Genomic DNA, 24,645 nt, shown 5'->3' with positions numbered 1-24,645 from the left:
TTACTCATGCGAGTAATTCCTGACTCCTCTCCTGCCGCTCCCGCCTCAGGCCGGAGCGTCACCACTGATGCCCGACGCGCCCAGATCGTCACCGCCGCGATCGGGACCGTCGCCGAACTCGGCTACGCCCGAGCCTCGTTCGCGCAGATCGCCAAGCGGGCGAAGCTCTCCAGCGTGCGGCTGATCTCGTACCACTTCCAGGACAAGGAGGACCTCTTCCAGGCCCTCGTCGACTCCGTCCAGGAGTCGGCGCAGGCCTTCATGCAGCCGCGCATCCATGCCCGGCCCGCGCCCGCCGCGCAGCTGGCCGCCTACATCGAGGCGAACCTGGAGTTCCTGGCGGAACACCCGGTCGAGGTACGGGCGCTGGTGGACGTCCTCGCCAACGCCCGCCGGGAGGACGGCAGCCCGCTGGTCAGCTCCGCCGGCTTCGACACCCCCGTCTCGCTGCTGGTCCGACACCTGCGGGACGGACAGCTCAGCGGTGACTTCCGGCCGTTCGACCCCGAGGCGATGGCCCTGGCGATCCGCGCCTCGATCGATGCGGCCGCCAACCGGCTGTCCGCCGGGGACGACTTCGACGTCCGCGCCTACGGGCGCGAGCTGGTCACCCTCTTCGCCCTCGCGACGGGGACCGAGGCCGGGACCGGGACCGAGGAGACGAAGTGACCCTCCACGCCGCCCCGCGCCGAACCGCCCTCCTCTTACCCCTGCTGATCGATCTCGTCCTTCCTCTCGCCGTCTACTACGGGCTGCGCTCGGCAGGCGCGGACCAGTGGTGGGCCCTGCTGTGGTCCGCCGCCGTACCTGCGGTCACCGTGGTGGTACGGCTGGTCCGAACCCGCCACGTCGACTTCCTGGCCCTGCTGATCCTCAGCATGATCGCCCTCGGTCTGGTGCTCTCGATTCTCACCGGGGACGCCCGCACCCTGCTGATCCGCGAGGCCTGGACGGGCATGCTCGGCGGGCTCCTCGGGATCTGGCTGCTGGCCTCCGTCGGCTACGGGCGTCCGGCTCTGATGGTGGTCTTCCGCTCCTTCGTGCAGGCCAAGGCGGGCGAGGACGGGCTGCGTGCCTGGGAGGCACGCTGGGAGCAGGACTCCGCGTTCCGTCACGGCGTCCGGGTGCTCACCGCGGTCTGGGGCGCGGCCAGCCTGCTCAACGCCCTTGCCCAACTGGCCTTCGCGTACCTCCTTCCCATCGACACCGCCCCGGCGGCCATGAACCTGTGCTGGCCGGTGATCGCCGCGCCGCTGCTCGTCTTCCACCTCCGGTACACCAGGCGCCACGGCCTGCGGGCCTGACCGGAACGGGGCCGGGCCGGGCCGTCCGCGCTTCCTCCGCTACCCGCCCAACGCCACCACCGCCTCCGCGACCCGGCCCGCGCCGTCCTCCTTCGCCAGGGCGCGGGCCGCCTCCTGCGCCCGTTCCCGCAGTCGCCGCTCCTCGACGGCCTGACGGATGGCCTGCGCCAGCCGGTCGGCGGTCAGGTCCGTGAACCGGACGGGAGCGGTGGCGGCACCGAGCCGGCGGAGCCGGTCGGCCCAGAACGGCTGGTCCGCCGTCACCGGGACCGGGATGCTCGGCACGCCCGCGCGCAGCGTCGCAGCCGCCGTGCCCGCACCCGCGTGGTGCACGACCGCCGCCATGCGCGGGAAGAGCCGGGAGTGCGGCAGTTCGCCGACCGTCAGCACGTCGTCGCCCTCCCCGGCGATCCCGGCCCAGCCGGCCTGCACCACGCCCCGGGCTCCCGCCCGCCGCAGGGCCTCCACCGCCAGGGCGCTCAGCCGCTCGCCCTGCCCCGCCGCCATGCTGCCGAAGCCGATGAACACCGGCGGCGGCCCTGCCCGCAGGAAGTCCTCGACCTCGGCCGGGAGGCCGTAGTCCTCCGCCACGTACGGCCACCAGTTGCCGACCACCCGCAGCCCCTGCCGCCAGTCGGCCGGGCGCGGAACGAGGGTCGGGCTGAAGCCGTGCAGCACCGGCCAGTACGCCCGCTCCACGGCCCGCCGGCGCGCGGTCTGGGAGAGCGCCGGGAGGCCCAGCCGCGACCGCAGCCGGTGTGCGGCCCCGGTGTGCAGGCGGTCGACGACCCGTTGGCCGAGCGCTCCCGCCGCCCGGTTGCCCCAGCTCCCCAGCGAGCGGCCGCCCCCGACGACCGGCGGGAACTCCCGCGTCGGCAGCGTGGGTTGCAGGTAGACCCCGATGCTGGGGACGCCCATCGCCTCCGCGAGGTGCCAACCCAGCGGCGCGGTGGTGGTGCTCAGCAGGAGTAGATCGGCTCCGGGTGCGGCGGCGTCCGCGAGCCCGTCACCCAGCTTCCCGATGAACGCCGCGGCCCGCGCGAGCAGTTCGGAGCGCCCGCCCGTCGGACCGGTGCCCGCCCCGCGCGGATCGACCGGGAGCGGGCGGAAGTCGAGGCCGCTGCCGGCCACCAGCTCGCGGAAGGTCTCGGGCGCCGCGAGCGCGACCTCGTGCCCCGCACCGCGCAGGTACGCCCCGAGACCGGTGTAGGGGGCGACGTCGCCGTGCGATCCGGCGGCCGTGACGAGGATTCTCATCGGGCCGCCTCCTCGGGGTCGCTCCCGCTGCGCCGCTCGGCGTTGGCGCCGATCGCCGCACGGAGGTAGCCGGCCAACCCCGGGCGCTGCTCGGCCGGCGGGACGACGAGGGCGAAGGCGCGGGCGTCCGCCTCGTAGTCGTCGGCGATCCGGCAGTGCATCTCCGGTGGGCAGGGCGTGAACCACCGGGTGATGTGCTGCCGGTGCTGCTCGGCGAGGTCCAGCACCGTCCGGTGGTCGACCGGCAGTGCCCGGTCGAAGGCCTCCAGCAGTCGGCCGCGCCACTCCGCGGCCTCCGCCATCAGCTGCCGCCAGTCCTCCTTGGAGTGGGTGGCGGCGCGGGCCAGGGCCTCCTGGTGGCTGTCCCGCTCGCCCCACTTGAGGTGGGCGTCGGCCGCGTAGCTGAGGTCGAAGACGACGTCCCCGAAGACCTCGAAGCGCTCCTCCGGACTCAGCTCGACCCCGGTGCGCTGGACCTCGATGGCCCGCTCGGCGACGTCGACCAGCTTCTGCAGCCGGGCGATCTGCTCGGTGAGGGCGTGTCGTCTCGCCAGCAGGTGGTCGAGGGCGTTGGCCTGCGGGTCCGCCAGGATGTCGGCGATCTCGTCGAGCGGGAAGCCGAGTTCCCGGTAGAACAGGATCTGCTGGAGCCTGGCGAGGTCCGCGCCGTTGTAGAGCCGGTAGCCGGCCGGGCTTCGCTCACTGGGCGTGAGCAGCCCGGACCGGTCGTAGTAGTGCAGGGTCCGGATCGTGACCCCGGCGAAGCCGGAGACCTGGCCCACCGACCAGCTCATGCGTCCCTCCGATCATCCGTGCGTTCGCTGCGCCCCCACCGTGCGGCCTGACGTGGGGTAAGGGTCAACACGCGCAGCTCAGGGGCCTGCTCCGGATGCCGGGCGGCGTCCTCGGTCAGGTCTCGCGCTGCGGGTGGTAGGCGGTCTCGGGTATGCCGAAGGTCCAGGCGACCCCGGCTCGCGCGGTGCGGGTGCTCGGGGGGACGCGCAGCCAGTAGGTGCGGTGGGTGCCGTCCGGCTCGGGCGTGGAGTTGACCACCTCGACCATCACCACCGGCTCGTCCTCGGGCAGGACGATCCGCCAGAGCACGCCGGTCTCGTCCCGGTGGACGGGCTCGGCGCCGGAGTCGGCCAGGTAGCGCTCGTAGCCGTAGTGCTCCAGCAGGACGCGGCGCAGCTCGGCGTTCTCCTCGGTGCGGATCCGCTCGGCCGTCACCTCGGCCAGGCCGGCCAGGAACTCCGGCGGGACGGGCATGCCGCGCCAGGCGTGCAGGGCGAAGCCGTCGGCGTACTCCAGGGCGGGCCCGTCCGCCCGGTCGAGCCGCCCGGCCTCGTCGCGGTGCAGGCCGGCCGGCCGTTCGCTGAGCAGGGCCACGTCCCGGTACGGCCACCACCAGCCGACCTCCCGGGCCAGCTCGGCCAGTGGTGCGACGGCGTCGGCGCTCGCCCCGGCGGCCTCGAAGGCGGCGAACCACGGCGCGTCGTGCTGGCCGCGCACGGCGTCCAGCAGCGCGAGCCGGACGGTGGTGCGACGGGCCCGGGCCTCCTCGGCCACCGCGGCGTCGGCCTCCCGGTCGGCCTCGGGGGCGAGCCGGTCGAGCACCGCGTTGCGCAGCCGGTCGGCGAGCGGGGTGGTGACCGGGCCGAGCTCGCCCCCGGTGAGCGCCCAGTGGCCCGCCCACCCGGCGGCGCCGACCTGCTCGACGGCCCGCCGCCTGGCCTCCTCCCAGGGCTTGGTGCGCACGGCCTCGCGCACGCTCTCCGCCCCGGCGGCCCGCAGCTCCAGCGCCGCCCCGGTCGCGGCGAGCGGCGAGCCGAACCACCGGATCGCCGTGGGCTCGGGCAGCCCGGCCGCCCGGTAGGCGGCCCGGACGGCGCGCTCGGCCGCCGCCCGGTCGCCCGCTCCGGTGGCCGCCGCGGCCGCCCGCCAGCGGGCCGTCACCTCGACCGGCCCGGGCAGCTCCCGCGCCTGCGCCCGGTCGCCGTGGACCTCGTCGTGGATCACCGTCTCCATCCCTGCTCCGTTCCCGGCCGGGCTCCCCGCCCGGCCGTCCGTTCCCGTTCCGTGCCGCGGTCACGGCCGCGCTCCGCCCTCGTGTCCGCACCCGCCCGCCGACCCCCGTACGGCGGGCGGAGCGGTCGTCAGTCCGCGACCATCCGCACCGCACCCGGCACGTACTCTCGCTGGCGGACCACCCGGTACCAGCCCTTGGGCAGCGGTATCGCCGCGTGCTCCTCGTGCACCACCCGGCCGCCCTCGGGCAGGTGCAGCCAGCCCGCGCCGAACGGCCCGGTCTCCCGGCGCAGCTCGCCGGGGCCGACCACGGCGTGCGCGTGCCCGGTGACCTCGCCGAGCGCGAGCACCATCCGGCCCCGCGCGTCCCGGGGCTGCACGGCCAGCTCCACCACCCTCGGCGGCACCGCGCCCTCCTCTACCGGCACAATCAGCACATCGCCCTGGCGGTACATCAGTCCTCCCTCGCCGTACGGAGGGGCTCCGGCGGACGCCGGAACCCATGGCTCCGCCGCGTCCGCCGCGGTCACTCTCCGGAGCCAGGACCCGAACATAGAGCAAGGGTCTGACAACGCGCCCGGGCGGCGACCCGGCCGCCGGATTGTCAGTCCCGGCTGGTAGACAGTTGTTCGGCCCCGACCCCAGAGGAGCAGCGCATGACTGTCAACGACCACATCGAGCGGTTCCACGGCCTTCCCGTCTTCGACTTCGTCGAGGCCTTGGAGGAGGCCGAGGAGAAGGGCGGATCGGGCGCCCTCGAACTGCCTGACGCGGCCTCGGCCGCCTGGCGGGTCAAGCTCGACTACGAGTCCGAGGCGACGTTCGCCGAACGCTGGGAGCAGTTCCTCGGTGCCGTCGACACCGAGCGGGTCACCGCCCTGGTGATCGGCCAGTGGTCCCCGGAGGAGCCGGAGGGCTTCCAGGAGCCGATGGAGGCGATCGTCGCCGCCGCCGGCCGGCTGCCCGCCCTGCGCGCCCTGTTCGTCGGCGACATCACCTTCGAGGAGTGCGAGATCTCCTGGATCCAGCAGTGCGACATCACGCCGCTGCTGACGGCCTTCCCGCGGCTGGCCGAGCTGGTGGTCCGCGGGGCCTCGCAGGACTGGGACGGCAAGGGCGGTCTGGCCCTGAAGCCGCTGCGGCACGAGGCGCTCGAGGCGCTGCGCTTCGAGGCCGGCGGCCTGCCGGGCTCGGTCGTGCGCTCGGTGGCCGGCTGTGACTTCCCCGCCCTGGAGCGGCTGGAGCTCTGGCTGGGCGTGGACAACTACGGCGGCGACGCGACGATGGCCGACGTCGCGCTGTTCCTGGACGGCACCCGCTTCCCCAAGCTGCGCCACCTCGGCCTCCAGAACAGCGAGTTCCAGGACGACATCGCGGCCGCCGTGGCACACGCGCCCGTGGTCGCCCGGCTGGAGTCGCTCAGGCTCTCCATGGGTGTGCTGACCGACCAGGGCGCCACCGCACTGCTGGAGGGCCAGCCCCTCACCCACCTGCGCTCCCTCGACCTGCACCACCACTACCTCACCGAGGAGATGCAGCAGCGCCTGCGTCAGGCCCTGGCCGGTGTCGAGGTCGACCTCTCCGAGCCCGGCAAGCCCGACGACCAGTGGCGCTACGTGGCCGTGGCCGAGTAGTCGTCAACGCCCCGCGCCCGCCTGATCGCCCGACAGCCCGACCGCCCGCGTACTCGTCCACCCCGACCGACCAGGATCCGACATGTCCATCTCCCGCCACATCGAACGCTTCCACGAGCTGCCGATCCACGAGTTCGCCCCCGACGACACCCGGCCGCGGCCCGCCGCCGACAGCGTCGCCTGGCGGCTCGCCCTCGCGTACCGCTCCGAGCAGGACTTCGCCCAGCTCTGGCAGTCCTTCCTCCAGGACGTCGATCCGGCGAGCGTCCGTGCCCTGGTGATCGGTCCCTGGTGGAACGGGGCCGAGGGCTACGGCTCCGTCGGCCCGGTGATCGAGGCCCTCACGGCCGAGGCCGGGCGCCTGCCCGCCCTGGAGGCGCTGTTCCTCGCCGAGGTGACCTACGACGAGTGCGAGGTCTCCTGGCTGGTGATGGACGACGTCACCCCGCTGCTGGCCGCCTTCCCCGCGCTGAAGTCGCTGGCCGTGCGCGGCGGTACGGACCTCGGCCTGGATCCGGTCCGTCACGACGCCCTGACCAGCCTGCGCTTCGAGTCCGGCGGACTGCCGGCCACCGTGGTGCGCGCGGTGGCCGCCTCCGAGCTGCCCGCACTGGAGCGTCTGGACCTCTGGCTCGGCGTGGACGAGTACGGCGGTGACGCCACGATGGACGACCTGGCGCCGTTCCTGGACGGCTCCCGGCTGCCGGAGCTGCGCCACCTCGGGCTGTCCAACAGCGAGTTCCAGGACGAGATCGCCGCCGCCCTCGCCCACGCCCCGATAGTGGCCCGGTTGGAGTCCCTCGACCTCTCCATGGGCGTGCTGACGGACGAGGGCGCCACCGCCTTGCTGGAGGGCCAGCCCCTCACCCACCTGAACTCCCTCGACCTGCACCACCACTACCTGAGCGACGCGATGCAGGAGCGTCTGTCCGAGGCCCTGCCCGGGGTCGGGCTCGACCTCGACGAGGCCGAGGGTGACGACCCGGACGACGAGGACGACCGCTACGTCTCGGTCTCCGAGTAGGCGGGCGGCGGAGGCGATGACCGTGCGACTGACCGTCCTGGGCAACCCGGGGCACCGGCGGGTGACGCTGTTCGCGGCCGCCGCCCGGGCCGCCGGGCTGCCCGAGCCCGCCGTCCTGCCCTGGCTGGACGTGCTGCGCGGCCGGTACCGGCTGCCCGAGGGCGGTCTGCTGCGCATCGAGTCGCCCGGCGAGGAGCCGGAGGTCGACCGGCTGCTGCGCGGCCCGGCACTCGGCTCCGGCTACGCCCCGACCAGGGTCGAGGGCACGGCCGTCTGGTACGCGGGGGTCATGGCCGCGCTGCGCGGGCTGGCCGCCCGGCCCGGCGTACGGCTGCTCGGCGATCCGGAGGAGATCGCCGTGATGTTCGACAAGCGCCGTACCCACGCGCTGCTCGCCGGGGCCGGGGTGCCGGTGCCCAGGGCACTCGGCGGCGAGGTCACCGGCTGGGAGCACCTTCGCGGGCGCCTCGCCGAGGCCGGCCTGCACCGGGTCTTCGTCAAGCCGGCGCACGGCTCCTCCGCCTCCGGGGTGATGGCCCTGGAGTTCGGACCGCGCGGGCAGCTGCAGGCCACCACCTCGGTGGAGCTGGCCGACGGCCGGCTCCACAACTCGCTGCGGGTGCGCCGCTACCGCGGCGAGCGGGAGGTCGCCGCGATCGTCGACGCCCTGGCACCGGACGGGCTGCACGTCGAGCAGTGGATCCCGAAGGCCTCGCAGTCCGGGCGCGCGGCGGACCTGCGGGTCGTGGTGGTCTCCGGCCGCGCCACCCACGCCGTGGTGCGCACCAGCGGCCAGCCGATGACCAACCTGCACCTCGGCGGCGCCCGCGGCAGCCTCGACCAGGCCCGGGAGGCCGCCGGGCCTGCCTGGCCGGCCCTGCTGGAGACGGCCGAGCGCGCGGCGGCCTGCTTCCCCGGATCACCGATGGTCGGCGTCGACGTGCTGCCCACGACCGGCTGGCGGCGCGCCCTGGTCGGCGAGGTGAACGCCTTCGGCGACCTGCTCCCCAACCTCACCGGCCTGCCCGGCGGCCCCGCCGAGGGCCTCGACACCTACGGCGCCCAACTGGCCGCGCTGACCGCCCCCTCCCCGTCGTCGCCCGCGGCGACGGACCACCAGATCACGGAACCCGCTCGATGAACCACCCGACCACCCTCCCGTCCCCCGACATGAACGCCGTCGTGGGCAGCCACGACCTGCTGCTCGTCACCCTCGACACGCTCCGCCTCGACGTCGCCGAGGAGCTGGCCGCCGCCGGCCGCATCCCGAACCTCGCCGCCGTCCTCCCCGGCGGCCGCTGGGAGCACCGGCACGCGCCCGGCAGCTTCACCTACGCCTCCCACCAAGCGATCCTGGCCGGCTTCCTGCCGACGCCCGCCTCCCCGGACGGCCCGCACCCGCGCCTGTTCGCGGCCCGCTTCGCCGGTTCCGAGAGCACCGCCCCGCGCACCTGGGTCTTCGACGCCCCCGACCTGCCGACGGCCCTGGCCGCGGCCGGGTACCGCACGGTGTGCATCGGCGGTGTCGGGTTCTTCAACAAGCAGGGCCCGCTGGGCTCGGTGCTGCCGGGCCTCTTCCAGGAGAGCCACTGGGCGCCCGAGTTGGGCGTGGCCTCGCCGACGTCCTTCGAGGAGCAGGTCGCCCGGGCCGAGCGGGTCGCCGCCGAACAGTCCGCCGACCAGCCGCTGTTCCTCTTCCTGAACGTCTCGGCGCTGCACCAGCCGAACTGGTTCCACCTGCCCGGAGCCACCCGCGAGCACGGGGACTCCCGGGCCACCCACGCCGCGGCCCTGGAGTACGTGGACGCGCACATCGGCCGGCTGTTCGCCGCGATGAGTGCCCGCCGCCCCTGCTTCGCGATCGTCTGCTCCGACCACGGCACCGCCTACGGCGAGGACGGCTACACCGGCCACCGGATCGGCCACGAGGTGGTCTGGTCGGTCCCGTACGCGCACTTCACCCTCCCCGCCCGAGCGGCGGGCACCGCCACGACCTCCGAGGAGCGCGCATGACCACCGCACCCCCGCGCCCGGACTCGCCGTACCAGTCGTACGTCTACGCGTACCCGCACAAGACGGCCTACCGCCCGCTGCCCGAGCGCCCGCCGCTGCGCGAGCTGTGGGCCGGCGAGGCGCAGCACGCGCTCTCGCTCTACCTCCACATCCCGTTCTGCGAGGTCCGCTGCGGCTTCTGCAACCTGTTCACCCGGATCGGCAGCCCCGAGGGCCTGACCACGGCCTACCTGGACGCCCTGGAACGCCAGGCCACGGCGGTGCGCGCGGCGCTGGACGAGGGCGCCCGGTTCGCGCTGGCCGCGTTCGGCGGCGGCACGCCCACCTATCTGACGGCCGGTGAGCTGGAGCGGCTGTGCGACATCGCCGAGCGGCGGATGGGCGCCGACCTGCGGGCGATACCCCTCTCGGTGGAGGCCTCGCCCGCCACCGCGACCGCCGACCGGCTGGAGGTGCTGGCCGCCCGGGGCACCACCCGGCTGAGCCTGGGCGTGCAGTCCTTCGACGACGCCGAGGCGCGCTCCGCCGTCCGCCCGCAGAAGCGGGCCGAGGTGGAGGCCGCCCTCGGCCGGATCCGCGCGGCCGGGTTCCCGGTGCTCAACATCGACCTCATCTACGGCATCGACGGCCAGACCGAGGCGAGCTGGCTCCGCTCGTTGGACACCGCACTCGCCTGGCAGCCCGAGGAGCTGTACCTCTACCCGCTGTACGTCCGCCCGCTGACCGGCCTGGCCCGGCGCGGCGAGCAGGAGAGCCGGGCCGCCTGGGACGCGCGCCGGCTCGCGCTCTACCGGGCCGGCCGCGACCACCTGCTCGCCCACGGCTACCAGCAGGTGTCGATGCGGATGTTCCGCCGCGCCGCCTCCCCGCAGGCCGGCGCGGGCGAGTACGCCTGCCAGACCGACGGCATGGTCGGCCTGGGCTGCGGCGCCCGCTCCTACACCTCCCAGCTGCACTACTCCTTCGACTACGCGGTGAACGCCACCGAGGTGCGCGGCATCATCGACGACTACGTCGCCACCGAGGACTTCCACCGTGCCGAGGTGGGCCACCGGATGGGCGGCGCGGAGCCGCGCCGGCGGCACCTGGTGCAGTCGCTGCTCCAGGCCGAGGGCCTGCCCTTGGCGGACTACCGCGCCCGGTTCGGCGGTTCACCGGCCGAGGACTTCCCGGCGGAGCTGGCCGAGTTTACGGAGCGCGGATGGCTCGACGACGGCGACGCGGAGTTCCTGCGGCTCAGCCCGGAGGGGCTGGCGCACTCGGACGCCGCCGGGCCGATGCTGTTCTCGCCCGAGGTCCGGGCCCTGATGGCGGCGTACGAGGCGAAATGACCTTCCTCGGCATGCCCTCCGCCTCACCGCTGCCGGAGGATGGGGCGCGGAGCCTCACCCTGCTCTACCGCGGCCCGCTCGCCTCCTGCGACTACGACTGCCCGTACTGCCCGTTCGCCAAGCGGCGCGACAGCCCGGAGCAACTGCGGTCCGACCGGGCCGCGTTGGAGCGCTTCACCGGCTGGGCCGCCGGGCGCGCGGGCACCGGCGACACCCTGTCGCTGCTGTTCACCCCCTGGGGCGAGGGGCTGGTCCGGTCCTGGTACCGCCGCGCGCTGGTCGAGCTGAGCCGCCTGCCGCACGTCCGCCGGGTCGCGATCCAGACCAACCTCAGCTGCCGCACGGACTGGCTCGCCGAGGCGGACCTCGACACCCTCGCCCTCTGGGTCACCTTCCATCCCGGCCAGGTCACCCGCGAGCGCTTCCTCGCCAAGTGCCAGGAGTTGGACGCACTCGGCGTGCGCTACAGCGTCGGCGTCGTCGGCCAACCCGAACACCTCGCCGAGGCCCGCCGGCTGCGCGCCGAGCTCCCCGAAGGCGTCTACCTGTGGGTCAACGCCGCCGAGGGCCTCGGCTACACCGACGCCGAGGCCGCCCAATGGGCCGCCGTCGACCCGCACTTCGGCTACAGCCGGCACGCCCACCCCAGCGCCGGGCTGCCGTGCCGCACCGGGGAGTCCGTGCTGTCGGTGGACGGCGACGGCACCGTGTGCCGCTGCCACTTCGTCCGGGACGTCCTCGGCAACCTCTACGACGGCAGCTACCGCGCGCAACTGCTGCCGCGAGCCTGCCCGTTGCCGGTCTGCGACTGCCACATCGGCTACGTCCACCTGGAGACGCTGCCGCTGTACGAGCTGTTCGGCGCGGGTGTGCTGGAGCGCGTGCCGCACGGCTGGTCCGGGGGCCGGTCATAAATCGGTTGCCAGTCGGCCACTCTGTGTGAAAGCGTACGAACAACCGCGCAGGACCAGCTGGTTCGGAAGGGAGGCCCGCAGATGATCAGTGGCATACGGCTCGCCGTCGTGCCGGGCCTCGTGCTCGGTGACACCCCGGCTCGCGCTTCGACGCGCGAGCCGCACCCGGCCTGACGCCCGCGCCCGCCCTCCCGGCGGCGCCACGGCCCGACGCGCCTGCTGCTCGCCTCCTCGTCGAAGTGCTCTTCGTGTCCCCTTGCACGTTCGACCACGAGGAACCCCTAGTGTCCGACACCCACCGGCCAAGCATCGTCACCCTGCCCACCACCTCCGCCCTGCCCGCACCCTGGCACAGCGAGAACGGCACGCCCCCGCCGCGCCGCCTGATCGCCGCCGACGACACCCTGCGCGCCGAGGCCGCCTACCGGTCGGCCTGCGAGGGCACCGCCCTGCTCTGGCAGGGCGACTACCCCGGCGCGCTCCGCCTCCTGCACGCCATGCGCCGCCGCGCCGAGCGGCGCCGGCCCCGATCCGCCCCCGGCTCCCCGGCCGAGGCCTTCCGGCAGCACCGCCGGGAGCGCGCCCGCCTCGCGCGCGTCCTGGGCATGCTGCTGGTACCGCTCGGCGCGGATCACCGCGTCCGGCTCCACCGGGCGCCCGACGTCCGCGAGGCCTGCCGGGCGGCCTACGGACCGCTCCTTGACAACAGAATCGTGTCCCTGCGCGAGCTCCTGGGTGTGATCGGCGCCCACCAGTGGCGCGCCAGGGGCGTCGAGGTCCCGGCCCTCGGCGCCCGCATCCACCCGCACTACGGGGTCTTCTCACCCGTCCGCGGCGAGTACGTCGACCTCGTCGCCCGGGCGCCGCTGCCGCCGGCCGCCCATGACCACCCCACCGCCTACGACCTCGGCACCGGCACGGGTGTGCTCGCCGTGCTCCTCGCCCGGCGCGGCCTGCACGAGGTCCTGGTCACCGACGCCAATCCGCGCGCCCTCGCCTGCGCCCGCGACAACGCCCACCGGCTCGGTCTCGCCGACCGCGTCGAGACCGCCGGCACCGGCCTCTACCCTCCCGGCCGCGGCCGGGCCGCCCTGGTCGTGTGCAATCCCCCGTGGCTGCCCGGCCGGCCGAGCTCCGCGCTCGACGAGGGCCTCTACGACCCGGGCAGCCGCATGCTCCGCGGCTTCCTCGACGGCCTGGCCGACCGTCTGCTGACCGGCGGCGAGGGCTGGCTCGTCCTCTCCGATCTCGCCGAGCACCTCGGCCTGCGCTCCCGCGCCGATCTGCTCGGTGCCGTCTCCGGAGCCGGGCTGCGCGTCACCGGGCGCCTCGACACCGTCCCCCGCCACCCGAGGGCCACCACCCCCGACCGGGCCGACCCCCTCCTCCACACCGCCCGCGCCGCGGAGGTCACCTCGCTCTGGAGGCTGGCCCCCGCATGACTCCCGGCGACCTGCCGCACACAGCCCGAAGCAGCCCTGCGCCCACCGGGCGACCCGGCCCGCACGTCCCTAGCCTGGTGACAGAGAGGAGGCGAAACACCATGCTTGGAGACGCTCCGCTGCAAGCAGTCATCCCCGCCACCGATCTCGCCCGCGCCAAGGCCTTCTACACCGACACCCTCGGCCTCAAGCTCGCCGAGGAAGGTGAGGAGGAGTTCGTCTGCGACTGTGGCGGCACCCAGTTCACCGTCTACCGCACTCCCAGCGGCGGACAGGCCGCCCACACCCTCGCCAGTTTCAAGGTCGCCGACCTCGACGGCGAGATGGCCGGCCTCCGCGACCGCGGCATCACCTTCGAGGAGTACGACTTCCCCGGTCTGCAGACCGTCAACGGGGTCGCCGAGGGCGAGGGCATGCGCGCGGCCTGGTTCAAGGACAGCGAAGGCAACATCGTCTGCGTGTCCCAGCGGGTCGGCCAGTAGCCGTTCCGCACCCGGCCCACCCGTCAAGCGCTGCACCGCACCCGTCGGACACGGCGCTGCTGCCCGGCCCGCTCGTACGGAACAGGCCGGGCAGCAGCGGCAGGTGTCGGATGGCCATCCCAGGCTGGACCCGCCCGAACACGAAGAACGGCCACGCCGATGGAGCGGCCGCCCCGGGTCGCGGCCGCTCCGGACGGCTCGCTCCGGTGGCGACCCGCCACCGCCTCGCCTTGACTGGTGCGGACCGCCGCCCGGATGCGGGAGGACCGAGGGATGAGATTGCCGAGGGGCACCCGCGGCCGCCGGAAGGAACAGCTGCTCCTGGCCCGCATGCGGGTCGTGCGGGCACGGAGTGAGGCCGAGCGGCGCTTCCCGGTGATCACCGAGCTGACCGCCCGCCTGTTCTCCCCCGGCCTACTGGACTCCGCCACCCGGATGGCCTCCCAGCTGTTCCTGACCTCCATCCCCCTCCTGTTCGCCGTGGCCGCCTTCGCCCCCGAGGGCGTGCGGAACCAGATGAACTCCTCACTGCGCTCGCTGTTCGGCATCTCCGGCGCCTCCGCCGAGCAACTGCGCCAGGCGCTGTACAGCCCCGGAGACCTGCGGCAGACCACGGGGATCATCGGCCTACTGATGGCACTGCTGTCCGGCACGAGCTGCAGTCGGGCGGTCGCCCGGGTCTGCGAACACGCCTGGCAGCTGCCGAAGTCCGGCACCCGGGTCGCGGCCTGGCGGTGGCTGCTGTGGATCGCCTGCTGGGTGGTCGTGCTGCTGTTCCAGGGCGTGCTGCGGAACGGCTTCGGCGCCGGGCTCTGGTTGGGCCTGCCACTGACCTTCACGGCCTCCTTCCTGGTCTGGTGGTGGACTGCCCGCCTGCTGTTGAGCGCACGGATCCGTTGGCTGTCCCTGGTGCCGGGAGCGCTGCTCACCGCCATCGCGTCCACCGCGATGTCGCTGACCGCCCGGATCTACATGCCGATCGCACTGAACCGCTCACTGGCCCAGTACGGCTCGCTGGGCCTGGTGCTGATGGTGCTGTCCTGGCTGATCGCCTTCTGCATCGCCGTCACCTTCGCCATCACGGCTGGCGCGGTGCTGGCCCAGGAGAGGCCGCTCAGCGCCTACCTGGGGCCGACCGGCCCCGAACGGCGCGGAACCTGACCAGCCGCCCCGGCACCGGTCACCCGCCATACCCGTCATACCCGTCACACCGACGAACGCGCCGGCGGCGTCGGACGACCCGACCGCCCGCGCACCCGCCGACAGACCGCACGGACCGAGGCGACCGGGTCGAAGGAGCCCGGGCGGTCCCGGGTCAGCGGGTAGCAGGCGAACCCGATCAGCGCCGCGCTGAAGTGGCCGATGCTCGTGTAGTCCCGGCTCTGCTGCACGCCCAGTCCGTAGACCACCAGCACTCCCACCGCGTACAGGTACCGCCAGGGACGCACGATCAGGTAGGTGAGGACCGCGACCACGCCGGCCAGCGCGTAACTGACGCCGTAGTCCAGGGTGTAGAGGGCCCTCGGCGAGGCCAGCCCCCGGTGGATCGCCCAGCCGAGCACGCCCTCGCTGAGATAGGTGGCGCCGACGTGCGCGAGCGCCGCCACCGAGATCCAGCGCAACGTGCCGAGCCATCGTTCGGCGGGCACATGGAAGAGGTTGTACAGCAGGAAGTAGAACGGCCAGCCGCCGCCCGCGATCCACAGGGCGCTGGTGACCAGGACACGCACCGGCGACACCTGGAGGTGGTGGAGGTTGGTCGAACGCCGCTCCAGGATGCGGTCCGCGGTCGCCGGATCGACGTGCCGGATCACCTGCGTGGTGACGAGCAGGACCGCCAGCCAGGTGTAGGTACCCGGCGCGCGCCGGACATAGGCCCACACCGCGTGGACGGCACGCGCCCACCAGGGCCGCCGGTGCGCCTTGGCGCCCCTGGCTGTGCTGCCGGCCATCGGCGCCTCCTCGACACTCCTCCCCCTTACCCTCGCCCCCGCCAGACCCGGCCGCCACCCGCCACCCGCCACCCGCCGTCCCTGTGCAGCCCGCGGGAATCCGCCCACCTCACACGCCCCGCCGCCGGCCCCGACGGCCTCCACGGCGCTCGCGTACGCTGGCGCTCGGACCGTCCCGGTCGCGGCCTTCCCTCCACGCACCGGGCGGGGCCGGTACCGGGAACCGCCGAGCAAGGGCACCAGGCACGATGAGCGATCGCCTCGCGACGAGGACACCGACCAGCACCGCTGCTCCCCGGCACCCGGCGCTGAGAGCCGCCGTCCGCCTGCGCCTCACCACGGCGTACGTCCTGCTGCTGACGGTGACGGCCTCCTGGTTGGCGAGCCAGGGCCATGCCGAGCGGGCCCGGTTCGTCCGGCACAACAGCAGCAACGTCCATCACATGGAAGTGGGCAAGTGGTGGACCCTCTTCACCAGCGGCCTGGTGGTCGACGGGGTTCCGGCCTGGGCGGGCATCGCGGCGGTCGCCGCCGTCCTGGGCCTGGCCGAGTGGCGCTGGGGTCCGGCCCGGGCCGGTGCGGTCTTCGTCTTCGGGCACCTGGGCGCCACGCTGCTCACCGAGGGCGCCATGTGGGTGATGCTGACCGCCCGCATCCCGGGCGCACTCTCCCGCGCCCGGGACGTGGGCATCAGCTACGGCCTGGTCGCCACCGGCGCCTGCCTCCTCGCGCTCGGCCCGCGCCCGCTGCGCCGTTACGGCCTGCCGGCGCTCGCCCTGGCCCTCGCCGGCGCCTGGGCGCTGGACCAGCAGCTGGCCGACGCCGGCCACCTCGTCGCCCTCGGGCTGGGCGCCCTCGCCTCCCGCACCGTCTGGATGCGCACCCGAGCGCCCGCCACGGCCTCCTGATCCACCCCAACCACCCGTCCAGTCAAGCAAGTTGACCAACGGGCCGGTCGACTCGCAGCAGCCGGGAGAACCTTCGTCGCCACCCGGGGCTCCGTATGCTCTTGCATTACTCTGCAAATCTATGCCAGAGTTCGGGCATCGGATCGATTACGCCGAATTCCGTCACACATCGCTAGATCAGGGGCCCGCTCACGCGGGTCAAGGGTGCATCCATGTCGAAGGTCTTGAGCAAGCTGCCGGTCGGTGAACGGATCGGCATCGCATTCTCCGGTGGGTTGGACACCTCCGTCGCCGTAGCGTGGATGCGCGAACACGGTGCCTTCCCCTACGCCTACACGGCCGACATCGGCCAGTACGACGAGCCGAACCTCGCCGACGTCCCGGCCCGGGGCCGCGCGTACGGCGCCGAGCAGGCCCGGCTGGTGGACTGCCGGGCCGCGCTGGTCGAGGAGGGCCTGGCCGCCCTCGCCTGCGGTGCCTTCCACATCCGCTCCGCCGGGCAGACGTACTTCAACACCACCCCGCTCGGCCGCGCCGTGACCGGCACGCTGCTGGTGCGCGCCATGCAGGAGGACGGCGTCTCCATCTGGGGCGACGGCTCCACCTACAAGGGCAACGACATCGAGCGGTTCTACCGCTACGGCCTGCTCGCCAACCCCAACCTGCGGATCTACAAGCCGTGGCTGGACCAGGCGTTCGTCGACCAGCTCGGCGGCCGCAAGGAGATGTCCGAGTGGCTCGCCGAGCGGGACCTGCCGTACCGGGACTCCGCCGAGAAGGCCTACTCCACCGACGCCAACATCTGGGGCGCCACCCACGAGGCCAAGCGGCTGGAGTACCTGGACGCCTCCCTGGAGATCGTCAGCCCGATCATGGGCGTGGCCTTCTGGGACCCGGCGGTCGAGATCCAGACCGAGGACGTCACCATCGAGTTCGAGTTCGGCCGCCCGGTCCGGATCAACGGCCAGGAGTTCGCCAGCGCCGTCGACCTGGTCCACGAGGCCAACACCATCGGTGGCCGGCACGGTCTGGGCATGTCGGACCAGATCGAGAACCGCATCATCGAGGCCAAGAGCCGCGGCATCTACGAGGCCCCCGGCATGGCGCTGCTGCACATCGCCTACGAGCGGCTGCTCAACGCCATCCACAACGAGGACACCATCGCCACGTACCACACCCAGGGACGGCGGCTCGGCCGGCTGCTGTACGAGGGCCGCTGGTTCGACCCGCAGTCGCTGATGCTCCGGGACAGCATCCAGCGGTGGATCGGCCACCCGGTCACCGGCAGCGTCACCCTGCGGCTGCGGCGCGGCCAGGACTACTCGGTCATCGACACCCAGGGCCCCAACTTCAGCTACCACCCCGAGAAGCTGTCGATGGAGCGCAGCGTCGACGCCGCGTTCGTCCCCGACGACCGCATCGGCCAGCTGACCATGCGCAACCTCGACATCGCCGACTCGCGCAGCAAGCTGGAGCAGTACGCGGTGCACGGCCAGCTGGCACCGTGGAGCGGCCTGATCGGCGAGCTCGCCCCGGGCGGCGCGGCTCCCATCGCCGCCGGCAACGGTGACGAGGAGGACCCGAACGCGCTCGACCACGCGGCGCTCGAGTCCGGCACCGACTGACGCACCTCACGCCCGCGGAGGGCCGTCGCACCCCAGCGGTGCGGCGGCCCTCGGCCGCTCTCCCGGCGCCTCCGCTCCGCCCCCGCCTCCCGGCCCCGGCACCCGCCACCGCTCCCCGTCCGCGCTCCGCCCCGCCCTCACCCGAACGGCGGCACTGGCCGTGCGCCACCCGCCCGTCGGGAGCTGAATGGCGGACGGCGCCCGGCGACGGGAAGGCAGGTCCGGGGATGGGTGAAGCGATCGGCCCGATGCTGGCCTCCGCAGTGGCGGTCGCGCTCAGCCCGCTGCCGCTGATCGCCGTCCTGCTGGCCCTCGCCTCACCGCGCGGCCGGGCCAACGGGGTCGCCTTCACGGCCGGCTGGCTGCTCGGCCTCGCCGCGGTATCGGCCGCCGTCGTAACCGCGGGCACCGCGTTGAACCCCGCCCGCACCACACCGACCTGGTCGTCCTGGCTGAAGCTCGCCCTCGGCACCGTACTCGTCCTGCTGGCCGCCCGGCAGTGGCGCGAACGACCGCGACCCGGCCGGGTGACCGCGCCACCGGCCTGGCTGCTCTCGATCGACCGGTTGACCGCCGCCCGGTCCGCCGGTCTCGCCGTGGTCCTGGTCATCGCCCACCCGAAGACCCTGGTCCCGGCCGTCGGCGGCGCCGCCTCCATCGCCGCCGCGCCGACCGGCGGCGGGGAGAAGGCGGTGGCCACCGCCCTGATGGTGCTGCTCGGTTCGCTGGGCACCCTGCTGCCGCTCGCGGCGCACCTCCGGGGAAGCGCCCAGGCACGACGCACCCTCGGCGAGTGGCGCGCCTGGACGGCCACGCACAGCGCGGCGATCATGATCACCGTCCCGCTGCTGCTCGGCGCCGAGTACCTGGGCGACGCCGTCTCGGGGCTCACGTGAGCCCCCCGCCTACCCGACCCCGACCGGCCCACCCCTCGGGCCGGCCCGCATCCCTACCCACCCCGTCCCCGTCACCGGATCCGCACCACCCCCCGCCCCCGCACGGCCCGGACCCCCAACCGCCCGGGGTCGGCCGTCGGCCGCGCCGCCACCGCCTCCCGTACCGTCAGCAGGATCTCGCCGTCATAGCGCTCCGCCAGCACCCGCGCCAGCTCCGCCGCCCCGCCCGGCCGGACGTCGGGCGCCAGCTCCGGCAGCCGGCCTGGGGCGCTGAGGTCCTGGGCCTGGGCGGCCCAGCGGGCCGCGTCGCACCGTTCGCCCTCGGCGGTGTAGTGCACGGCCAGGCAGTGCACGGCCAGCTGGTCCCCGTACTGGGCGGCTATCCGCCACCAGAAGACGCCGTCCGCCGCACGTCCCATGCCGTACAGCAGGCAGCCGAGGGTCCGGAAGGCGGTCTTCTCGGCGAGTTCGAGGTCCAGGGCCAGCTCCCCCGGCTCGACCGCGCCCGCCACCCCCGCGCACAGGTGCCGCAGGTCGCGCCGCAGCTCCGCCCGTCCCCCGGCCCACCGGGGCTGCCCCGGGGCCGACCCCGGACCGGACCCCGAGCCTGGGCCGGATCCCGCCCCCGAACCGGAGCCCGACCGCAGGCCGGGACCGGCTCCGGCCCCCGCTCCCGCGCCGAGCCCTGAACCCGCCCCCGGTGCCGCTCCCGGGCTCGGCCCCGAGAGCGGAGCGTGCGGTGGCCGGGCCCCGGCGGGCGGCCGGGCGGGGCGCTCGCGCACCGCCGGGGCGGTCCGCCGGGCGGCGGCGAGCCGCTCGGCCAGTCGGCGGGTGAAGTCCACCGGATCGTGGTCGTCGAACTCCCGCTCCAGCTCGACGGCGTGCGCGCGCAGCAGGTCCACGACCCTCATGTCTGCGCCCCGCCGTCGTCCTGGTGCTCCAGGAGGTACTCCAGGTGACGCCGCCCGAGGCTGTAGTAGGTGCGGGCGGTGGTGTGCGCGATGCCGAGGGACCGTCCGATGTCGTGGTACGACAGCCCCGCCTGGCGCAGCCGGACCACGTCGGCCTGGACGGGTGCGGCCCGCGCGAGTTCCTCCATCGCCCAGTCCAGGGCGTCCAGCTCGGCGAGTTCGTTCAGCTCGTCCTGGCTGGTGTCGGGGCGGCGCTGGGCGATCACCCGCAGCCGCTTGCGTTCGGTGCGACGGCGCTCGCGCATGACGTCCACCACCGCGTCCTTGACGATCTTGAAGGCGAAGGCCTGCGGATCGGGGCTGGCCAGGGCCCGGCGCCAGTTCTTGTAGAGCGTCGTGCCCGCGTTCTGGACGGCGTCCTGGGCGTCCTCGCGGTGCCGCAGGCGCTGCTGGGCGTAGCGGAGGTAGCCGGAGTTCTCGCGGGTGAAGAAGGCCTCGAAGTCGTTCGGCAGGTCGCCGAGCGGGTCGGCTCGCAGACCCCGCTCCTCGCCCGGCCCGGGAGTGCTCACGCGACCCCCCTTTCGTGGTCGGCTGGCCGGCCCGCCTGGTGGCACGCCGACGGCCCCTTGGGGCTCGTGGTGTAACCGTCCGGGAGGTCCGGGATGTTGACCGGATCGGGCAGACAATTGCCGAACGTTTCCGTTCACTTTTGAACAGTGCGGCTGACCTGCCGCTTCGCCCGTGCGCACCCAGCCGGAAGACTCGCAACGTGACCCAGATCACAGTGCGCGAGGGTGCCGCTTGACAAGCCCCACGGCACCATCCGCACCATCCCCGCACCACTGCGGACCCCACCCCGCAAAGCGGCCCCCCACCCCTTAAGAGCCAAACCCGCTACGGCGCCGGCTCCACCTCCGCCGCATCCAGCGTGGCGGTCACCCGCTCCAGCAGCCCGCGCAGTGCGACCAGGTCCTCGACCGGCAGCCCGGTCGCCGCGAGCAGCCGACGCGGAACCTGCCCGGCCCGCTCGCGCAGCGCCGACCCCTCGGGGGTCAGGCGGACGGCGACCGACCGCTCGTCCTCCGGGCTCCGCTCGCGGCGCACCAGCCCGGCCGCCTCCAGGCGCTTGAGCAGTGGGGAGAGCGTCCCGGAGTCCAGCCGCAGCCGCTCGCCGATCCGCTTGACGGGCAGCTCGCCCTCCTCCCACAGCACCAGCATGACCAGGTACTGCGGATAGGTCAGCCCGAGGTCCCGCAGCAGCACCCGGTACACGCCGCCGAAGGCGCGGGAGGCCGCGTTGAGCGAGAAGCAGATCTGCTGGTCGAGGCGGAGCAGCTCCTCGTCCGCCATGCCGGGGTGAGTCGTCATGAACCCATGGTACCGATCACCACCGCGCCATTTAGTTGTGCGCAATTGAATTGCGTGCTTTACTTATCGCAACGCAGCAACGCAGCAACGCAGCAACGCAGCAACGCACCACCGCACCACCGCACCACCGCACCACCGCACCACCGCACCACCGCACCACCGCACCACCGCACCACCGCAGCAACGACCGAGCGGCCGCTGCCCAGCACACCGGGCCGGCAACCGACCGGACAACCGACCGCAGGAACACCCAGGACCCGAAGGGGAAGCCACCATGGACGCGCTCTACACCGCAGCCGCCACCGCCAACGGCCGGGAGGGCCGCGCCGTCAGCTCCGACGGACAGCTGGACCTCGCGCTGGCCATGCCGCCCGCGCTCGGTGGCAGCGGCCAGGGCACCAACCCGGAGCAGCTCTTCGCCGCCGGCTACGCCGCCTGCTTCGCCAGCGCCCTCGGCCTGGTCGGCCGCCAGGCCCGGGTGGACACCAGCGAGGTCTCGGTGACCGCCGAGGTGTCCATCGGCAAGGACGAGGCCGGCTTCGCCCTCGCCGTCGTGCTGCGCGTCGAGCTGCCCGAGTCCCTCGCGGGCGAGACCGGCGAGCTGCTGGTCAAGCAGGCGCACCAGGTGTGCCCGTACTCCCGTGCCACCCGGGGCAACATCCCGGTCGAGCTGGTCGTCGAGTAAGCACCCCCGAGAAGGAGCGCCCCGGGAGGAAGAGCACCCCGAGCGCCCTCCGACCGCCCCACCGACGGACCGGGCCCGCCGCACGCGAACTGCGGCGGTCCCGGTCCGTCACCCTCGGGCTCAGTCGCCTCCCGGCCCGTTCGCCGAACGCAGCGTGTCCAGTCGGTGCCGGTACTCCTCCGCGTCGATCTCACCCCGCGCGAACCGCTCCGCGAGCAACTGCTCCGGGGACACCCCCTGACCTCCCTGACCCCCTTGGCCCCCTTGCCCCAGCGGGCCCCAGCCGTGCGGACCGCCCACCCCGGCTCCTCCGGCGCCGGGTGCCGCCCGCCCGGGCGGGATCGGCTGCCGCGAGCGCGCTACGTAGCGGAACAGGGCCACGGTGAGCAGGACGACGATCACCAGGAACATCAGCGTCCCGAACGCCATCAGCCCCATGCCCCAGCCACCCACGTAGTGGCCGTGCCCGTGCCAGTACCTCATCAGGACCTCCTCCTCCGGCCCCGTCGGGGCCCGCCGAGGTGAGCAGCGCCTACCACCATCGTGCTCCCGCCAGTGGTGAAAGCGGTGTGAGGGCGGGCTGAGAAAACGTTCCGGCAACCGTTCCCGGGCCCCACCGGGGTAGCGTGCCACTGGTGACCCACCATCCGCCGCCCGCGTTCCACCTCCAGCGGCCCACGGCTCACCAGCCGCCCATGGCCTTCCACCCGCCGGAGGACGACCGCTCCCCCGAGCAGCTCGTCGCCGCCGGGGTGCTGCGGCGCCACCCGGACCCGCGCCCCCACCCGGCGCTCGGCCACTCCCCGATCGGCTACGTCGCCACCGCGCTCTGGGCCGAGCTCACCGCCCTCGCCATCGCGCCGGCGGCCGCCGAGGCCACCGCCACCGCACTGCTGCGCGCGATCGCCGACCGCGCCGTGGACGCGGCGCTCGCCCCGGGCAACGAGCGCGCCCCGCGCGACGACCTGTACGTGGCCGACCCGGCCCACATCGGCCCGTACCGCCGGGCGATCTGGTTCCAGCGTTCCAACCCGCACGGCCCACACGCCCCACACGACCCGCACAACCCGTACGGCTCGCACGGCGCACGCGGCCTGCTCACCCCGGTCGACGCACGCGGCGGGTACGCCCCCCGCGGCCCGATCACCGCCTCCTTCGCGCCCCACGAACCGTAGCCCCGGGCGCCCCTGCCCGCCCTCGCCCGCCCCGCCCCCTCAGCGCTCGACCTGGAGGCTGTGGCACACCCAGCTCAGCCGGTCCGGCCCGCCGTACGGCGGCCGGTCGTGATACGTCCCGTCCGCCACCGACATGTTGACGATCAGGTACGCGTGCCACGCGGCCCCGACCCCGTGCAGGTCCGCGTAGACCAGCTCGTCCTCCACGTACCAGTCCACCGAGTTCGCGCCGAGCACCACCCGCAGGCCGAAGGTCGCCCCCGGCCCGATCCCGGCGCTCGCACCGTGCCAGTACCGGAAGCCGCCGCGGACGTGGTTGGAGATCTCCAGCAGGTCCGGGTTGTCGGGGTGGTACTCGAAGACGTCCACCTCGTTGCCGCCGTCCCGCCAGGTCCAGATCGCCGGCCAGGCCCCCAGCTCGACCGGCAGTGTCACGCTCGCCGACAGCACGTCCCCGGCGCGGAGCTGGAAGCCGTCGGGACTGCCCTCGGTGGTCAGCAGACTGCAGCTCCACAGCCCGCCACTGTGCCGCCTGACCGCCGTGAACTGCCCGTCGGGGCAGTAGTCGCGGCTGAGGTAGTCGAGTTTGTGGTCGCTCCGGTTGGTCGGCCCCATCCGGGGATAGGCGCTGCTGCGCCCGGCGATCCACTGCCTGGTCGAAGTGAAGTCCGCGTCGAACACGACTGCCACGGCCGCCTCCCCGGAGCGCTGGCGTCCCGGCAGTCCGCACCGCCAGGCACACAGGGTGAGTTACCCGATACCCTCCGCAGTATGCGAAGTGGATCGTTCGGGTCCGGGACGAACGTGCGATTCGGGACCGGTACGGCCGGTCAGGGGTCGGCGCCGAGCAGGGTCAGCCGACCGGAGCCGCGCCTCCGGCCCCGAGCCGGTCGGTCACCGAGACCACCCCGTCCACCGAGCGGCACAGGTTGAGCACGATCGGCACCAGGTGCTGCTCGGGCACGGTGCCGCTGAGCACCACCCGCCCCTGGGTGACCTCCACCCCGATCTCCGCCGGGCTGACCCCGTCGATCCGGCCGAGCACCTCCTCGACGATCTCCCGCCGGATCACCATGTCCTCGCGCAGGAAGACCCGCAGCAGGTCGCCGCGGCTGACCATGCCGACGACCCGCCCCTCCTCGTCCAGCACCGGCAGCCGCTTCAGGCCGTGCCGACTCATCAGCCGGGCCGCCGCGACCACGCTGGTGCCGGGCGTGGTGCAGACCGGCTGCGCCGTCATCAGGTCGGCCGCGGTCACCTCGCCGTCCGGGCCCGCCTGCGCCGACTCGGGCGCGGGCAGCAGGCTGGCCGGGTCCTCCTGCGCGGCCAGGGTGCGCAGCAGGTCGGCCTCCGAGACCACGCCGAGCGGTCGCCCTTCCGGGTCCACCACCGGTACGCCGGTGATGTCGTACTCGCTCAGCAGCGTCACGATCTCCCGGAATCCGGTCTCGGGCGAGACCAGGACCACGGGGCTGGTCATCACGGATTCGACGGTGGCATGCCGCACGCCGGTTCACCTCGTCCAACGATGCTGGTCCGACCGGACGCGGATCGTCCCGGCCGGTACCGGCAGCATCGCCCGTAACGGCCGCGACCGCCAGGGGCCAAGGGGCCGAACGGGCGGGACCTTGGGCCCCGACCTGCTGACACGGCCCCGACACCACGCCCCCGACCGGACACCGGCACCACAGCCCGA

General features: G+C 74.0%; 27 protein-coding genes. 16 read left to right on the top strand and 11 right to left on the bottom strand.

Going from position 1 to position 24,645, the window contains the following annotated elements; all coding sequences use genetic code 11:
* The first annotated feature begins 6 nt into the window (after positions 1-6).
* Both ACLWS4_RS10255 and ACLWS4_RS10250 read left to right on the top strand, forming a co-directional pair.
* Positions 7-669 (top strand): TetR/AcrR family transcriptional regulator, encoded by a 663-nt coding sequence (locus ACLWS4_RS10255; protein WP_416873860.1) that lies wholly within the window; start codon positions 7-9, stop codon positions 667-669.
* Positions 666-1,304, top strand: coding sequence for a VC0807 family protein (locus ACLWS4_RS10250; protein WP_416873859.1), 639 nt, complete (start codon positions 666-668; stop codon positions 1,302-1,304). Before ACLWS4_RS10255 ends, ACLWS4_RS10250 begins: the two co-directional genes overlap by 4 nt.
* A gap of 39 nt (positions 1,305-1,343) precedes the next feature.
* On the opposite strand, the gene ACLWS4_RS10245 is transcribed toward ACLWS4_RS10250, so the two are convergent.
* From ACLWS4_RS10245 to ACLWS4_RS10230, 4 genes are all read right to left on the bottom strand, one after another.
* The gene (locus tag ACLWS4_RS10245) at positions 1,344-2,561 is read right to left on the bottom strand and encodes a glycosyltransferase (RefSeq protein WP_416873858.1); all 1,218 of its coding nucleotides are present in this window, start codon (positions 2,559-2,561) and stop codon (positions 1,344-1,346) included.
* Positions 2,558-3,355, bottom strand: coding sequence for a MerR family transcriptional regulator (locus tag ACLWS4_RS10240; RefSeq protein ID WP_375873813.1), 798 nt, complete (start codon positions 3,353-3,355; stop codon positions 2,558-2,560). The genes ACLWS4_RS10245 and ACLWS4_RS10240 overlap by 4 nt, the downstream gene beginning before the upstream one ends.
* Before the next feature lie 115 nt (positions 3,356-3,470).
* Positions 3,471-4,589, bottom strand: coding sequence for a DUF6745 domain-containing protein (locus ACLWS4_RS10235; protein WP_416873857.1), 1,119 nt, complete (start codon positions 4,587-4,589; stop codon positions 3,471-3,473).
* A 128-nt stretch (positions 4,590-4,717) separates the two neighbouring features.
* Positions 4,718-5,044 carry a hypothetical protein gene (locus tag ACLWS4_RS10230; protein ID WP_049652826.1) on the bottom strand — a complete coding sequence of 109 codons (327 nt, stop codon included), beginning with the start codon at positions 5,042-5,044 and terminating at the stop codon, positions 4,718-4,720.
* Between the two features lie 201 nt (positions 5,045-5,245).
* On the opposite strand from ACLWS4_RS10230, the gene ACLWS4_RS10225 reads away from it, so the two are divergent.
* From ACLWS4_RS10225 to ACLWS4_RS10185, 9 genes are all read left to right on the top strand, one after another.
* Positions 5,246-6,223 (top strand): STM4015 family protein, encoded by a 978-nt coding sequence (locus tag ACLWS4_RS10225; protein WP_388046565.1) that lies wholly within the window; start codon positions 5,246-5,248, stop codon positions 6,221-6,223.
* A gap of 82 nt (positions 6,224-6,305) precedes the next feature.
* Positions 6,306-7,247: an STM4015 family protein gene (locus tag ACLWS4_RS10220; RefSeq protein WP_049652830.1), complete on the top strand. Its 942-nt coding sequence runs from the start codon at positions 6,306-6,308 to the stop codon at positions 7,245-7,247.
* 16 nt (positions 7,248-7,263) lie between these two features.
* Positions 7,264-8,388 carry an STM4014 family protein gene (locus ACLWS4_RS10215; protein ID WP_416873856.1) on the top strand — a complete coding sequence of 375 codons (1,125 nt, stop codon included), beginning with the start codon at positions 7,264-7,266 and terminating at the stop codon, positions 8,386-8,388.
* Between the two features lie 29 nt (positions 8,389-8,417).
* On the top strand, positions 8,418-9,260 hold the full coding sequence (locus tag ACLWS4_RS10210; RefSeq protein WP_380737292.1) for an STM4013/SEN3800 family hydrolase: 843 nt from the start codon (positions 8,418-8,420) through the stop codon (positions 9,258-9,260).
* Positions 9,257-10,591 carry an STM4012 family radical SAM protein gene (locus tag ACLWS4_RS10205; RefSeq protein ID WP_416873855.1) on the top strand — a complete coding sequence of 445 codons (1,335 nt, stop codon included), beginning with the start codon at positions 9,257-9,259 and terminating at the stop codon, positions 10,589-10,591. The genes ACLWS4_RS10210 and ACLWS4_RS10205 overlap by 4 nt, the downstream gene beginning before the upstream one ends.
* Before the next feature lie 11 nt (positions 10,592-10,602).
* Positions 10,603-11,505: an STM4011 family radical SAM protein gene (locus ACLWS4_RS10200; RefSeq protein WP_416873854.1), complete on the top strand. Its 903-nt coding sequence runs from the start codon at positions 10,603-10,605 to the stop codon at positions 11,503-11,505.
* Positions 11,506-11,789: 284 nt separating this feature from the next.
* Positions 11,790-12,947: a methyltransferase gene (locus ACLWS4_RS10195; RefSeq protein ID WP_416873853.1), complete on the top strand. Its 1,158-nt coding sequence runs from the start codon at positions 11,790-11,792 to the stop codon at positions 12,945-12,947.
* A 101-nt stretch (positions 12,948-13,048) separates the two neighbouring features.
* Positions 13,049-13,429 (top strand): VOC family protein, encoded by a 381-nt coding sequence (locus ACLWS4_RS10190; protein WP_049652838.1) that lies wholly within the window; start codon positions 13,049-13,051, stop codon positions 13,427-13,429.
* Positions 13,430-13,702: 273 nt separating this feature from the next.
* On the top strand, positions 13,703-14,590 hold the full coding sequence (locus ACLWS4_RS10185; RefSeq protein WP_079272594.1) for a YhjD/YihY/BrkB family envelope integrity protein: 888 nt from the start codon (positions 13,703-13,705) through the stop codon (positions 14,588-14,590).
* Positions 14,591-14,634: 44 nt separating this feature from the next.
* Here the strand turns inward: ACLWS4_RS10185 and ACLWS4_RS10180 are convergent, their stop codons facing one another.
* Positions 14,635-15,381 carry a rhomboid-like protein gene (locus ACLWS4_RS10180; RefSeq protein WP_380781097.1) on the bottom strand — a complete coding sequence of 249 codons (747 nt, stop codon included), beginning with the start codon at positions 15,379-15,381 and terminating at the stop codon, positions 14,635-14,637.
* Positions 15,382-15,629: 248 nt separating this feature from the next.
* Between ACLWS4_RS10180 and ACLWS4_RS10175 the strand changes: the two genes are divergently transcribed.
* From ACLWS4_RS10175 to ACLWS4_RS10165, 3 genes are all read left to right on the top strand, one after another.
* Entirely contained in the window at positions 15,630-16,289 is a 660-nt protein-coding gene (locus ACLWS4_RS10175; protein ID WP_416873852.1) for a rhomboid-like protein, read from the top strand.
* 212 nt (positions 16,290-16,501) lie between these two features.
* Positions 16,502-17,914: an argininosuccinate synthase gene (gene argG, locus ACLWS4_RS10170; RefSeq protein WP_375873803.1), complete on the top strand. Its 1,413-nt coding sequence runs from the start codon at positions 16,502-16,504 to the stop codon at positions 17,912-17,914.
* A 227-nt stretch (positions 17,915-18,141) separates the two neighbouring features.
* Positions 18,142-18,810, top strand: a complete 669-nt coding sequence (locus tag ACLWS4_RS10165) for a GAP family protein (protein WP_416873851.1) — start codon at positions 18,142-18,144, stop codon at positions 18,808-18,810.
* A gap of 71 nt (positions 18,811-18,881) precedes the next feature.
* Here ACLWS4_RS10165 and ACLWS4_RS10160 read toward each other — a convergent pair whose 3' ends face one another.
* From ACLWS4_RS10160 to ACLWS4_RS10150, 3 genes are all read right to left on the bottom strand, one after another.
* Positions 18,882-19,721, bottom strand: a complete 840-nt coding sequence (locus tag ACLWS4_RS10160) for a hypothetical protein (protein ID WP_416873850.1) — start codon at positions 19,719-19,721, stop codon at positions 18,882-18,884.
* The gene (locus ACLWS4_RS10155) at positions 19,718-20,290 is read right to left on the bottom strand and encodes an RNA polymerase sigma factor (protein ID WP_049658113.1); all 573 of its coding nucleotides are present in this window, start codon (positions 20,288-20,290) and stop codon (positions 19,718-19,720) included. Before ACLWS4_RS10155 ends, ACLWS4_RS10160 begins: the two co-directional genes overlap by 4 nt.
* 325 nt (positions 20,291-20,615) lie before the next feature.
* Positions 20,616-21,089 carry a MarR family winged helix-turn-helix transcriptional regulator gene (locus ACLWS4_RS10150; protein WP_416873849.1) on the bottom strand — a complete coding sequence of 158 codons (474 nt, stop codon included), beginning with the start codon at positions 21,087-21,089 and terminating at the stop codon, positions 20,616-20,618.
* Positions 21,090-21,363: 274 nt separating this feature from the next.
* Here ACLWS4_RS10150 and ACLWS4_RS10145 point away from each other — a divergent pair, with 274 nt between their 5' ends.
* Positions 21,364-21,774, top strand: coding sequence for an organic hydroperoxide resistance protein (locus ACLWS4_RS10145; RefSeq protein ID WP_049658109.1), 411 nt, complete (start codon positions 21,364-21,366; stop codon positions 21,772-21,774).
* 120 nt (positions 21,775-21,894) lie between these two features.
* On the opposite strand, the gene ACLWS4_RS10140 is transcribed toward ACLWS4_RS10145, so the two are convergent.
* The gene (locus ACLWS4_RS10140; RefSeq protein ID WP_416873848.1) at positions 21,895-22,257 is read right to left on the bottom strand and encodes an SHOCT domain-containing protein; all 363 of its coding nucleotides are present in this window, start codon (positions 22,255-22,257) and stop codon (positions 21,895-21,897) included.
* 152 nt (positions 22,258-22,409) lie between these two features.
* On the opposite strand from ACLWS4_RS10140, the gene ACLWS4_RS10135 reads away from it, so the two are divergent.
* Positions 22,410-22,949 (top strand): hypothetical protein, encoded by a 540-nt coding sequence (locus ACLWS4_RS10135; protein WP_416873847.1) that lies wholly within the window; start codon positions 22,410-22,412, stop codon positions 22,947-22,949.
* A 39-nt stretch (positions 22,950-22,988) separates the two neighbouring features.
* Here the strand turns inward: ACLWS4_RS10135 and ACLWS4_RS10130 are convergent, their stop codons facing one another.
* Both ACLWS4_RS10130 and ACLWS4_RS10125 read right to left on the bottom strand, forming a co-directional pair.
* On the bottom strand, positions 22,989-23,639 hold the full coding sequence (locus ACLWS4_RS10130; RefSeq protein WP_074004845.1) for a beta-glucanase: 651 nt from the start codon (positions 23,637-23,639) through the stop codon (positions 22,989-22,991).
* Between the two features lie 163 nt (positions 23,640-23,802).
* Positions 23,803-24,429 (bottom strand): CBS domain-containing protein, encoded by a 627-nt coding sequence (locus ACLWS4_RS10125; protein WP_241853098.1) that lies wholly within the window; start codon positions 24,427-24,429, stop codon positions 23,803-23,805.
* Positions 24,430-24,645: the final 216 nt, after the last annotated feature.

It is taken from the genome of Kitasatospora sp. SC0581 (assembly GCF_048159585.1).
Lineage (GTDB): Bacteria > Actinomycetota > Actinomycetes > Streptomycetales > Streptomycetaceae > Kitasatospora.
This window is presented reverse-complemented; position numbering and strand designations above follow the sequence as displayed.